15 protein-coding genes are annotated in these 12625 nt (G+C 57.1%); 8 read left to right on the top strand and 7 right to left on the bottom strand.

From position 1 onward, the window contains the following. Positions 1–138 precede the first annotated feature (138 nt). Complete coding sequence (locus EIK79_RS02005; RefSeq protein WP_124953459.1) at positions 139–528, top strand: hypothetical protein; 390 nt, start codon at positions 139–141, stop codon at positions 526–528. Positions 529–620: 92 nt separating this feature from the next. Here the strand turns inward: EIK79_RS02005 and EIK79_RS02000 are convergent, their stop codons facing one another. The 5 genes from EIK79_RS02000 to EIK79_RS01980 form a co-directional block, all read right to left on the bottom strand. After that, on the bottom strand, positions 621–908 hold the full coding sequence (locus tag EIK79_RS02000; RefSeq protein ID WP_124953458.1) for a MarR family transcriptional regulator: 288 nt from the start codon (positions 906–908) through the stop codon (positions 621–623). A 159-nt stretch (positions 909–1067) separates the two neighbouring features. Beyond that, positions 1068–1733: a thioredoxin domain-containing protein gene (locus EIK79_RS01995; RefSeq protein WP_124953457.1), complete on the bottom strand. Its 666-nt coding sequence runs from the start codon at positions 1731–1733 to the stop codon at positions 1068–1070. Further along, positions 1733–3172, bottom strand: a complete 1440-nt coding sequence (locus EIK79_RS01990; RefSeq protein ID WP_124953456.1) for an RtcB family protein — start codon at positions 3170–3172, stop codon at positions 1733–1735. Before EIK79_RS01990 ends, EIK79_RS01995 begins: the two co-directional genes overlap by 1 nt. A 72-nt stretch (positions 3173–3244) precedes the next feature. Beyond that, complete coding sequence (locus EIK79_RS01985) at positions 3245–3754, bottom strand: hypothetical protein (RefSeq protein WP_124953455.1); 510 nt, start codon at positions 3752–3754, stop codon at positions 3245–3247. A 91-nt stretch (positions 3755–3845) separates the two neighbouring features. Continuing rightward, positions 3846–4313, bottom strand: coding sequence for a cupin domain-containing protein (locus EIK79_RS01980; protein ID WP_124953454.1), 468 nt, complete (start codon positions 4311–4313; stop codon positions 3846–3848). A gap of 328 nt (positions 4314–4641) precedes the next feature. On the opposite strand from EIK79_RS01980, the gene EIK79_RS01975 reads away from it, so the two are divergent. Beyond that, a complete protein-coding gene (locus tag EIK79_RS01975) occupies positions 4642–6855 on the top strand; it encodes an immune inhibitor A domain-containing protein (RefSeq protein WP_185715479.1) in 2214 nt (737 codons plus the stop codon). A 23-nt stretch (positions 6856–6878) separates the two neighbouring features. Here EIK79_RS01975 and EIK79_RS01970 read toward each other — a convergent pair whose 3' ends face one another. Next, positions 6879–7310, bottom strand: coding sequence for a DoxX family protein (locus tag EIK79_RS01970; protein WP_124953452.1), 432 nt, complete (start codon positions 7308–7310; stop codon positions 6879–6881). Between the two features lie 113 nt (positions 7311–7423). Between EIK79_RS01970 and EIK79_RS01965 the strand changes: the two genes are divergently transcribed. Next, positions 7424–8269, top strand: a complete 846-nt coding sequence (locus EIK79_RS01965; RefSeq protein ID WP_124953451.1) for an alpha/beta fold hydrolase — start codon at positions 7424–7426, stop codon at positions 8267–8269. A 5-nt stretch (positions 8270–8274) separates the two neighbouring features. On the opposite strand, the gene EIK79_RS01960 is transcribed toward EIK79_RS01965, so the two are convergent. Then, positions 8275–8967, bottom strand: coding sequence for a TOBE domain-containing protein (locus tag EIK79_RS01960; protein ID WP_124953450.1), 693 nt, complete (start codon positions 8965–8967; stop codon positions 8275–8277). A gap of 66 nt (positions 8968–9033) precedes the next feature. On the opposite strand from EIK79_RS01960, the gene EIK79_RS01955 reads away from it, so the two are divergent. The 5 genes from EIK79_RS01955 (at position 9034) to EIK79_RS17870 (ending at position 12594) form a co-directional block, all read left to right on the top strand. Beyond that, the gene (locus tag EIK79_RS01955; RefSeq protein ID WP_124953449.1) at positions 9034–10008 is read left to right on the top strand and encodes an extracellular solute-binding protein; all 975 of its coding nucleotides are present in this window, start codon (positions 9034–9036) and stop codon (positions 10006–10008) included. Further along, positions 10005–10796 carry an ABC transporter permease gene (locus EIK79_RS01950; protein WP_124953448.1) on the top strand — a complete coding sequence of 264 codons (792 nt, stop codon included), beginning with the start codon at positions 10005–10007 and terminating at the stop codon, positions 10794–10796. The genes EIK79_RS01955 and EIK79_RS01950 overlap by 4 nt, the downstream gene beginning before the upstream one ends. Before the next feature lie 3 nt (positions 10797–10799). Further along, a complete protein-coding gene (locus EIK79_RS01945) occupies positions 10800–11819 on the top strand; it encodes an ABC transporter ATP-binding protein (RefSeq protein ID WP_124953447.1) in 1020 nt (339 codons plus the stop codon). 378 nt (positions 11820–12197) lie between these two features. Further along, a complete protein-coding gene (locus EIK79_RS01940) occupies positions 12198–12377 on the top strand; it encodes an enolase C-terminal domain-like protein (protein ID WP_185715478.1) in 180 nt (59 codons plus the stop codon). 43 nt (positions 12378–12420) lie between these two features. Beyond that, positions 12421–12594, top strand: coding sequence for a hypothetical protein (locus EIK79_RS17870; protein ID WP_185715477.1), 174 nt, complete (start codon positions 12421–12423; stop codon positions 12592–12594). Positions 12595–12625: the final 31 nt, after the last annotated feature.

Raw genomic sequence — 12625 nt, 5'->3', positions numbered from 1 at the left:
ATGCTAAATTAAACGATATTAATACTGTATATAATCGTATTGGAAGGTTACTTCGATTACTACTGGCTGGCGCACACGATACACGTTGAAATGGGTGTGAATAACTATCATTGATAGGTCTGTGTGTTCAGCTATTCCGTGTCATCCATTGCCACAACCCTCACGAAAATACAGACAGTGGATCTTCCACGGCCTGCAATAGATAGGACCGCTGCTCTTGTGATAACGGATGCGATCCGAGCAACCGGCTTGGGACCTGGAGCACAGTTTTACTTCGATCCGACTTCTGTCGAGGCGCTCGGACTTCTCCTTGCGTTTGGTGAACCGTCCATAGATCCGACACCTCAGACTCGATTCACCCGTGCTGTCCAGCGGTCATCGCCAAACCGAGAATCTCTTGAGCTCGAAATTCCGATCGAAGGTCTACAAGCGCTAGATATCGACGCGCATATTCCAGATTCAGCACGGGTGATGGAACTGTCCGTCTGGGCGGGATCACAACTGCTCGGGTTCGGGATCAGTGAGTAGCTCCTTCGTACGAACCGTCGTGGACTGTGCGAACGTGGTAGGGATTGTTTATTTGGTGTTTTGATTACACTCCCGGAGTTCACCGAGACTGATCAGCGCGTGCGATCGATGTTAGCCGTCTGATACTGGTATTGTCGTGGATCGTCGGGACTGGTTTGTCGAGTAACGAGATCCGCCTCTCGCAACCGCCGGAGGGCATACCGCGTCGTGCGCGGTGAGAGCAGCGTGCGGTCACTGAGTGCCCGCGTCGTGAGCGGCGATTCGCTCTCATCGAGAACCCGATACACCAGTTTTGCGCTTGGGGACTGATCGCGCAACCGCTCGCAGTCGGAACAGGAACGCTCAATCGTGCTACCAGTCGACGTGTCGGGAGGTGACATACATCCCCCTGTACTGAGGGAAGACGGAAACCGGTTCCCATTCGACAGCCGCAGCTGTCATTTTCCGAAGTCGATCCACGCCGCGTATGTGTGGCTGTTCGACCATCTGTGTGTAATATATATTATGTTATTGGAGAACACTGTTCGACGGACGCTCAGTTAAGGGTCGGTGATCGCAGCGGTGAGTTCGTCCGCGGAGGGTGCTTCTAATTTCTGGTCATTGACGAAGACGGTTGGCGTCCCTTCAACGCCGCGATCTCTGCCGTGCTCGCGTTCCTGTTTGAGTAGTTGGCAGTACGGCAGTTGTTCGGACGCGCGCCGGACGATCTCCGGATCGGTCTTCGTTTTTCGGGCGAGTTCTTCGAGGACGGCGGTTGAATACTCCGATTCGTGTCGATACGCCCGTTCGGAAAAGTCCCAGAATGCTGCCTCAGATCGAGCGTTCTGAACCGCACGAGCGGCGTTTGCGACGGGATAGGACCACTCGGAGACGGGAATCGGGAAGTCGTGGTGTACGAACCGGGCTTTGTTCGTCGGAATTCGGTCGCGGACGGTCGGATACGTCTCGGTGAAAAAGTCCCGACAGTGTGGACAATCGAAATCAGTGTAGATCGCAACCGTGACGGGAGCCTCCTCGGGACCGGAAGCGGGGGCTGGCAGCTCCGTGATCTGGTCACCCGTACAATCAGGTGGTTCGGGTCCACCGAGAAACGGTACGGTACAGCCGGCAAGCGATCCGACGGCCCCCACACTGAGGGTGAGCAGTGCTCGCCGCGACAGTCTTCGTGCAGTCGGACCTTGGGAAGGATGATCTGACCCAGACATCAGTCGAGCGCTTTCAGATTGTGGACAACATCGAGACGGTCGACGATGGTCGCGGTCGGTTCGATCGCCTCAGCGATCGCGTCAGCGGATTTGTACGCCATCGGGGCCTCATCGAGCACGTCTTCAACCACCGACTCGGAGTAAATCCCGTCCATCGCCGTCGTGAAGGCGTCCATCGAACCGTTCTTTTTGGCCTCTCGACGGCTCATCTCCCGACCGGCACCGTGGGGAGCAGTCCGATGGTAGCGTTCGTTGCCGCGCCCGTGAGCGAGGATCGACCCGTCCGCCATGTTGAACGGGATGACGAGCCGTTGTCCCGCTCGGGCGGGGGTTGCGCCTTTCCGAACGATCAGATCTTCGAAATCGATGTAGTTGTGGATGCTGGAGACGGTTTCGACTGGTTCGATCTCAAGCGCTTCACAGATCGCTTCGCTCATCAGCTCGCGGTTCCAGCGGGCGTACTGCTGTGCGAACAGCATATCAACGTAGTAGCCGTGGGCTTCTCGACCGTCGAGCCAGTCGAGTGCCTCGTTTCGATCCTCGGGATGGAGATTTGTCAGTGTTTGGAACACATCGTCGACTTCGGATGTCTCGAACTCCGAACGGAGCCGGTCTTTCTTGATTGGTGACTCACCCATCCCACCCGTTATCCACGTGTGTAATTCCGCGTCACTGACCGTCGCTGGATCGAATTTGAGGTACTCATAATACTCCTCGGGAATCGCGTCCCGGACTGCTGTTGCGTTCCGCCGGTCAGTCGCCACCGACTGCCAGTGTTGGGCGACCGCCATCCCGAGATATCGAGAGCCACTGTGGATGACGAACCAGTACTCTCCCGATTCACGCGCGCGAGCGAACTCAACGAAGTGGTTCCCACCGCCGAGGGTGCCGGCGCTTTTGATCACGTGACCCATCCCGACAGATCGCCCACCGAGGACGCGCTGACAGAGGGACTTGAAATACGCCCCGTCGTATCCATCGAAGGAGAATTCGATGGGAGCAATCTCCTGACCGAACTGCTCGCGGTAGGCGTCGTTGAACCGGTCAAACACCCTGTTGGCCCGCTCAAACGGGAACGTATCGATCAGATGCGGTGCGTCGTCGTAATCGTGTACCGACCGCCCCATCGGTACCGCCGATCGCACTCGGCGCTCGCGTTCGGCGTCCGTACACGGTAGTTCGGTTCCGATGTTCGTTGCGGTGATACCGCAGCCGACATCGACGCCCACAATGTTTGGAACGATGCGATCGGACAACGACATCGTGAATCCGATCGGCGCACCTGACCCAGGGTGACAGTCGGGTTGCATCACGATCGGCTCGGTGAACGCCGGATGATCGATCAGTTCCTGAACCTGCTCGACGACTTCCGATTCAAGGAGGGACTCGTCGTCGACCATGAAGCGAGCGTCGGTGTGTGTTCCCGTGATCTGCTTCATTGGTGAGGATTTGTTTCCATTCGTTGATGGCTGTTTCGCTAGGGTGTGACACCAGCGCACACGCGGCCACTGTCACCCCGGACGCGCGAGTGACATCAGCCAGTCGAAAGCGTACGGTGAAAGTAACACGGTGCCGGCGTGGTACCAGAGGACGCCTCCGACGATCAAGCCGACTGTTCGTCGGTCGTACTGCTCGGGCCAGTTGATTCCGAGGCGTGGGAGAACGACCAACAACAACACCAGTAATAGGAGGACGTATCCAACGACCAACACGGCGCTCGCGGTGGTGATGAGTCGCTCGACGACTGCCGGATCGGCGTACTCGACGGCGATCACGTCGGCAGCGAATGCAAACAGTGCGATTTCGCCACCGCCGATCACCGTCATCCACACGGTGTAGTTTCCGACCCAGCCACTGAACGGACCGATACGTCGAAACAACGAGCGGATTCGGGTGCTCAGAAGAAACGGCACCGCTACGAGCGACGCACATAGTCCCAACCAGAGGCTGAACGCCCCGATCCGGATCGTGCCGAGCGCGAAGTCTGTGGATACGAATCCGACAACCTGAACGACATCCATACGCACAACCGCATTCGCGCGACAATAATAAAGCGATCGAGTGACTACAAAACGAGAGCAACCGAATACCGCATTGGGTGTCGCCGTTTTGTCAGGGAATCCGGTCGACTTCGGTGTCACACTCCGAACACCGGATGGTGATGGCCTGCTCTGAAGTCACGACGGTTTGTATGGTCCGCTCATCACACTGGGCACATTCCCGGAGATACTCGATCTCCGATGAATTACGGGGAACACCGATAGCAAGAGCGACCACTCGCTCGTCTCCCCGGTTAGTCCCGAGCTGAAATTCCCCAGACGCAAACCGGATCATCTCACCAGCCTCAACGGCAACGTCCCCGGATTCCGTTTCGAACGTTGCTGTCCCGCTCTGTACGTAAAATAACTCTTCCTGATCGTTGTGTCGGTGGTAGTCGTAGCCGAAACTCTCCCCTGATGCGATCTCGAAGTAGTTGATTGCGATTTCGCTTGTATCCAGCGCCGTTGAAAGCGGCCGGACGACATCGGCGGGACTGTTCGTCGGTGGCGTTTCGATCTCTTCGATCGTGACGATCTCCATTGTCCATGGGCGTTTGGGCGCCATCATAATCACGTTTCACTCAAACGACCGGCGCTCTGGTTCCAGTTCAGGGAGATAATCGATGAAAGAGATGGATCGCATAGATGTATATGCACATATAAGTTTTCATTAGTGACCAAATGGGGCAAGTATAAATGGGTTATCATTATGTCTGTTTATCCGTAAAGGCGTGTATCTCATGAAACGCCCGATAGTCGCCATCGTGGCGATGATGATTCTTGCCAGTTCAACCGCATTTGTCGGCATGTCACCTGCCGCCACTAATAACGAAAAAATAATATCTGGAAAAGAGAACGGTAGCACAAATGTGTCACATATAGATTTCAGTGACAGCCGGGAATCCCCCGGTCATCATTCGGATCACACCGAAACGGGGTCCGAGAAGACGGCTGAATCATCGAACGAAACCACGATTGAGTATCGTCCTCGTGGACTCTCACCGAAAGAACTCCAAAACGTCACGTTCGATCCATCCTCGGTTCCCGAGGCGATCGGAACGTCGGGTGCGTATCACGGTACGACAGAGAGAGACAGTCCGACGGTTGGGGCCACGAAGATGTTTCCCTCGTTGAACGACACAGCTGGAGAGTATTCGTTTCGGAACTTCACACTTCGGGACTACACCGAAAACAGTTCGGTGTGGGTTGCAGAGGATCTCTCGTGGCCAGAAAACGATTCCCGTGAGGCACCGACCGTCACAGACACACAGATCGAGTATCTCACCACGGAGTACGAAGCAACCGTGTATCCCGCGAACAAGCGGCTGTTCGGTGCTCCAGATGACCGCGACGGGACCGACGCTACCCTTTCCGAAGAGAATGACGTTCCGGATGACTACTACCGATCGCCGGATGGTGAGAACCGAACGATCATTCTCGTGGATAACATCCGCGATAAGAACTATTTCAATGAGAGCTATCCGGTGTTCACGTCCGGGTTTTACTCGCCAGTCATCGAGCGCCGGACCGACCGGAACGTTTTGACCATCGACACCCACGACTGGGACGGTCGACTCGGACCGATGGACGCACCGTGGCGTCTGGACACCAATGAGAGCACGAACGCGAGCGAGGCAGACGCCCACGCGGTTGAGGGAACCGTGACGCACGAACTGCAGCACCTGATTCACAACGACCACGACACTGATGAGACGACGTGGATCAACGAGGGGATGTCCGAGTACGTAGAGTACGCTTCTGGCTACGGGTTTCCACAGAACCATATCGCGGCGTTCGAGGAACGGCCGAACAATTCCCTCATCGAGTGGGGTGACCAAGGGGGAATCAACATCCTTGCAGATTACGGAATAGCGGCATTGTTCCAGACGTATCTGACACAGCAGTATGGTGAGTCATTCACCCAAAAGCTGGCCCGTAATCCCGACAACGGGATCGAAAGCATTGAAACGACACTCAATGAAACGGGCGTGAACCAGGATTTCTATGGAGTGTATCAGGACTTTTCGACCGCGTTGATCGTAGAGAGCGTTGCCGGTTCAGTTCGGAAAAATGGTTCCGATCGGTATCGCTTCCAAGGGATCGATGTCAACGTGAGCATGACGCACACCACGAACGGACGGGTACCGGCGTGGGGTAGTTCCTACACCGCCTTCGAGAGTCCTGTAAACGATTCGCTTCTCGCGTTCAGCGCCAACGGAACGGAGTTCCGACCACTTCCGTGGGAGACGGTTCCGCTACCAGGCGCCGAGACGACTGGCAATGCGTCGAACCGTTCGAACGAGACCGTGTTATGGAGTGGTCGCGGCAACCGCATGGATAACAACGCCATCATGGCGGCCGATCTTCGGGAGACCGAGTCAGCGACGTTGTCGTTCGAAACGTACTACGACATCGAACGGGGGTGGGATTACGGCTTCGTTCAGGTGTCGACCGACGGCGGCGACACGTGGACCACGTTGTCGAACGAAAACACGAGTGAGCAACTGGCCGAACCCGAAAGCGCATATCCACCGATCACCGATCACCTCCCCGGATTCACCGGCGAGACGGATGGCAAGTGGACCACTGAGTCGTTCGATCTTTCGGCGTACAGTGGTCAAGAAGTGCTGATCTCCTTTCGGTATATGACTGACTACTCGACCAACGGTAATTCCAGTTCAATGCCAGGAACCGGCTGGTATCTCCGAAACATCAAGATACCGGAAGCAGGACTTTCCTACGACGGATCAGACACCGATCCGTTCCGGGATATCAGTAAAGTGCACGGCGAGCGCGTCAAATACCAGTTCACTGCTGTTGGCGTCACCGAAAACGGCACAGCCGAAGTCAAACAGCTGGACGCTCGGACGTTTGCCGGCTCCGCGAGCGAAACGTGGTACGACGCGTTTGAGGGATCGGGATACGATCGAATCGTCACCGCAGCCTCATGGGCGGCTCGTCCCAACGAAACCGGCACCGTCCCATACGAGTTCACCGTGACACCGCTCACCGAGTACGTCACGGATCTGTTCAACGATATCCCCTTCCCGTGGCGACACGTCGCGCTCAGAGGTGATAGATGATCGATCAGCTCCGATCGAGACCCTCATCCATCTACTGTCGGCCAGTACAGTTCTCCATCGAAGAGCGTGTGAGTGAGCGAGAACTGGCCGGGACCGGTTGCGACGAGCGAGAGCGCCATGAAAAAGAGCACGAGTGTGTACTCATACCCGCTGAACCCCTGTGGGAGGTGGACCAGAACGGTCGCAACGAGCATGTTGATCGCTACTCCGATCGCGGCGTATCGCACGAACAACCCTGCCACTAGCAACACGCCGCCACCGAACTCGATCAGTGCGACCAGCCACGCCAAGCCAGTGGTCGCTGGAAAGCCCAGCCCGCCGATGGTCGCCGCAAAATCAGAAATCGGCATCGCAGCCGGACCGACACCCATCAGTTTTCCAATTCCGTGGACAATCATAACGGCACCGAGTCCAATCCGGATGAGAAGTGGACCCCATTTATTTGTGTTTGACATACCTGTCTGCGATTTCTAACGCCGTTCCTTTATGTCTTCTGAGAAACATCGCTTCACGTATCGAACTGGATCGACGAAACACATTATACGGTCGTGTTCGTCTGTCGACAACGATGAACCGGACCGATCAGTTCTGTTCAGTGGATGGGATCGAGTTACATTACTCGGCGTGGGGTGCGGCGTCAGCGCCACCGGTAGTGTGTTTACACGGACTGTCGCGTGTGGGTCGGGATTTCGACCCGATTGCGCGGCGACTCACCGACACGTACCGGGTGCTGTGTCCGGATCTTCCCGGACGGGGACTGAGTGGATGGGCCGATCCTACTGCGTACACGAATGAAGCCTCCGTGGAGCGACTAGTCAAATTCTGTGACACACTCGGACTCGAATCGATCCGATGGATCGGAACCTCCATGGGCGGAGGGCTCGGGATGGCGCTGGCCGGTGGTCCCCTGTCCGATCGGATCTCCCACCTCGTCGTGAACGACATCAGTCCCGATCCGATCCACGACGCCGACGATCAGGCGTTGGCACGCATCAACGAATACGTGCCACAGCCACCGGCTGTCGACACTGTAACGGCGTTAGAAGCGTACTACCGGAAGATCTACGAGCCACGATTCAGCGAAATGACCGATGCTGAGTGGCGACGGTTCACAGTAACGTCAGCACGCCGCACCGACGACGGCCAGTTCACGCCCGCCTATGATCCACGGATCATCGAAGCCCTCGACACGAGGGCAGAATCGGACACGGATCCGTGGGCGGTATGGGACGGGATCACTGCCGATATCTGTGTGGTTCGTGGAACAGCATCCGGGATTCTTCCCCGCGAGCCGTTTGAACGGATGATCGACCGCCAACCAAACGCGAAGACGATCACTGTCGACTGTGGGCACGCCCCAGCCCTGAACACCGACGACCAGATCGACCCGATCAAGGCGTTTTTCGCTCAGTGAGTGCGTTACCGATCACGCTCCATGGGGATCGTCCGGGTCGCGGTCGCCTTGAACGACGCAACGACGGGGTCGTCCGATCGAAACCCGACTTCGTCGATCGTGCGTTGGGTGACGAGTGCGATTAGCGGCGCATCGATCCCGACATCGCACGCCACCCGAGCGATCGACTCGCCGCGATCGATGTAGGAGATCGTTCCGGCCAGTCGATTTCGGGCGCTCATCCCGTCGGTCGACGGTACGGCGTCGGGGGTATGAAGCGTGATGGCGTCCGCTCGGAGCACGACCTGCACTCGATCGGCAGGTGTCGACACCAGCGCACGGACGGTACCGGCGGGCGTTTGGACGGTTGCCAATTCTGCGCTGCGCTGGGTGACGGTTCCGAACACGACCGTTTTCTCGGTTTCGGCCGTGCCGGCGTACGCGGTTCGCAACCGTTCGAATCGCGCAAGGAGATCGCGGGCGTTGTCGGTGAGTTCACTCCCGCCACCATCGATGCCGCCCCGCTGGCGTTCGACGAGTGGGCCGAACACCGCCTCTAGCGCCTTGATCCGGCGATGCGAACGAGAAAACGACCGTCCCAATGCGTCTGCGGCGGCGTTAAGCGAGCGTTGATCATCGACTGCACGCAACAGACGCGCGTCTGCAGTCTCGAACGACACATCTTTTGCCTGTAATCGGGTCTCGAATTCCGCGTCCATACGTTTTCATCCGAATCTAGCTGGAAAGCCTTTATGTCTAACTCACAATAACGATCCGTTACGTCTATGACGAAACAACGGTCGCGGCGAACGGTGTTGCAAACGCTCGGCACGGGACTCCTCGGGCTGTCGGGCTGTCTTGAGACGGGATGGTTTCCGACCGGCGATCGTCACACTGGTCCGGTCACAATCCTCGCGGCGGGCAGTCTCACAAACGTGCTGTCGAACGGACTTGCGCCAACACTCAACACGCCGGTACAGATCGAAACCCACGGTTCGGCGCGGATCGCCAGAATGGTTGCGGACGATATCCGTCATCCGGATATCGTCGTGGTGGCCGACACGGCGTTGTTCAACGCGCCGCTAGATCCGTCGTGGTACTCGGTGTTCACGAGTAACGCCGTCGTAATCGCGTACAATACGTCGACCGAGGGCGGAAAGCGCGTTGGCAGGGCGGAAAACGCGTGGTATGAACTGGTAGCCGAGGACGACGTGGATCTCGGACGGACGGACCCTAAGGCGGATCCATTGGGGTATCGGACGCTGTTCGTACTCGAACTTGCCGCTCGATACTACGACGTCGAAGACCTCACGGCTACGATTCTCGCAGACGAACAGATCTATCCGGAATCATCGTTGATCAGTCAATTCGAGACCGGCGCGATCGACGCAGCGATCGCATACCGGAACATGGCCGTGGAACGTGGGTACGACTACATTGACCTTCCCGATCCGATTGATCTCAGTGCGCCCGAGTACGCCGAAGACTGGTACTCGACGGTGTCGTACACGCTGCCGGATAGAACGGCGGTTCAGGGAGGAACGATCAGCTACGGCGCGACTGCTCGGACGATGGCCGACGACGTTCTGTCGGTGTTCAATCGCCTCGTTCGAGACGCCTCTCTCCGCCAGCACGGGTTCATCCTGCACGAATCGTTTCCGAACCATCACGGACACGTTCCCGCACGGATCGAAACCCCGGACCATCCCACGGGTCGTTCGACCGCTGAGCGCTCGGTTACACGTCCCGTTTCCCAATGAGGCAGGAATCGATTCTCTCCCCCGATTGGCTGACAGTGACATTGGTGCTCGGTGGTGTGTTGGTCTGTTACTATCTCGTTCCAGTAGCAGCGTTATTCCTCTCGGTTCCGCTAGGGGATGTCATCGTTCAGATGAGCGACCCATCGGTGGTGCAGGTAGTGGCAACGTCGCTGGTCGGTGCCACGATCAGTACGGTCGTTGCTACCGTGTTTGGGGTGCCACTGTCCTATTGGCTTTCCCGAGAGCAGAGCCGGAGATCGAGCATTATCGTCGGAATCGTGGTCCTCCCGTTGGTGCTTCCGCCGATCGTGAGCGGCATGGTCCTGCATATGGTGTTCGGGCCAAGCGCACCGATCGGACGACTGGCCGCCGCTGTCGGCGTACAGACGTGGCGCTCGCTCCTTGGCGTCGTGCTCGCACAGACGTTCGTCGCTTCCCCGTTCGTCGTCGTCACCTCTCTGGCTGCCTTCAGCGGGGTGGATCCGACCCTCGAAGCCGCTTCCCGATCGCTCGGCAAAGGCCGACTGACGACTGTCTACCGGATCACGCTGCCGCTTGCGATGCCGGGAATCGTCGCCGGGATGGCGTTAGCATTCGCCCGAGCGATGGGGGAGTTCGGCGCGACGATGATCATGGCCTACCACCCTGAAACGATGCCCGTGCGGATCTGGCTGGCGTTTAGCGGACGAGGAGTAGACACGGCGTTTCCCATCGCAATACTGCTCGTGCTCGTCTCGGTTGCAGTGCTTGTCGTTCTGAACACTGTCGCTTCTAACCCCTGGACCTGACCCATGCTTGAACTCACCACCCTCCGAACATCGTACGACGCGTTCGACCTCGGACCGATCGACCTCACTGTCGAAAACGAAGTGCTTGCCGTACTCGGTCCATCAGGGAGTGGCAAAACCACGCTCCTCTCAACGATTGCGGGAATCGTCGACGCCGACGGCGGAATGGTCACCCTGAACGGCACGGAACTCACGGAACGACCACCCGAAGACCGCGATGTCGTCCTCGTGTTCCAGGATGGCGCGCTGTTCCCACACATGACTGCGAGGGAAAACATCAACTACGCTGCAACAGGAGCCACACCTATCGACGCACTCATAGAAACACTGGAACTCACGGAGGTTTTGGACCGAAACGTAGAGACGCTTTCGGGCGGTGAGCGCCAACGCGTTGCGCTAGCGCGGTCGCTCGCCACAGAGCCCGGTGCACTGCTCCTTGACGAACCGCTCGCCAACCTCGACGCACCCATCAGACACCGGTTGCGCCACGAACTGAGGGACCTGTTCGTCTCGCTCACCATCCCGATCGTGTACGTCACCCACAATCAACGCGACGCCGCTGTTGTCAGCGATCGGATCGCCGTCATCCACGACGGCGATGTCCATCAGGTCGATACTCCCACAGAACTGTTCGCTCATCCCGAGACGCCACTCGTCGCGTCGTTCACCGGAAACGTGAACGTGTTCCGTGCGCGGATTGCCGATCACGACCGTCTCGAATGGAGTGGTCGACGGATGTGTGCCCCTATCGACGGGCGCGATGTCGGGCAGTCGGTCCAATTTTGTATTCGACCGGAACACGTCTCCGTCGTCCAATCGAGTACGAACAACCCGAACGTTTTCGCTGGAACGGTCACCAAGAGCGTCTTTCAGGGCAGTTCCTACAATCTTACCGTTCAGCTAAAACACGCGACTGATCCCGTTCGTCTCACACTCTCGTCCCGAACATACGACCGATTGGAGCTCGCTGAGCAGGAGCAGCTACGAATAAAATTAAATACAAATTATATACATATAATATAGGGAAATGATATGATACACAGAGGGTACCTACCTCCTGGGGTTTGTGTAATATACACCAATATTATCCAGATATCAGTATGATATACTAGGATATTATAAAAATAACTATAGTATAGATGAAAATAGAAATTTGTGGGAATTGTTCTACAGTAGGTAAAAAATGAATGTATGATATATGATCGTAATGGTAAAGTATACGGAATAGTATGTTTGTATCGAGTCCTCGGGAAGGGAGCTCGACGGTTCACATCGATTACAAGTGTACATTTGTAACGGCTATAGAACGAGAGCCGATCGATTCATCGCTGACGATCCAGACGGTCACAAACCGGGTCGAGAACGTCCGCCAAGCGGTTCGGTGAGACGGTTGATATCGTCGTGGACTTCAGGGGACGAGCCTCGACGCCGATGGCAAAACGCCTTGTTCACGCACTCGAACCGTACGAACCGATGTTCATCGAAGAGCCGGTGTTGCCCGAATACAACGATACCCTCGGTCCGATCGCGCTCGCGGCCTTGATGCAGGTGTGCGCCTCGATCTCGAACCTCCTGATTTAGGATCACGGGTTCGCGTTCTCCGAAGGGACTTCTGGGCCGCCCCATGAGTATCTTTCCGCCCCGGATGCCTTCGAGTTCGAAGCGGGCTTGCTGTCGTTGCTGTCGGAGTCGCGGACTCGACATCGATGAGGACGCCGTCCGGGAGAAATCACAACAGGGGATCGACTGGCACAACCCTGTCTGGCGACACGAAGACGGAAGCAGTGCCGAGTGGTAGACACCAGCGGAATCCTCGACAGGCCGAAAAG

Origin of the sequence: Halocatena pleomorpha (assembly GCF_003862495.1) — an archaeon.
Taxonomy (GTDB): Archaea; Halobacteriota; Halobacteria; order Halobacteriales; family Haloarculaceae; genus Halocatena; species Halocatena pleomorpha.
Note: the sequence above shows the minus strand (reverse complement) of the source record. Positions and strands in the feature narration are given on the sequence as shown.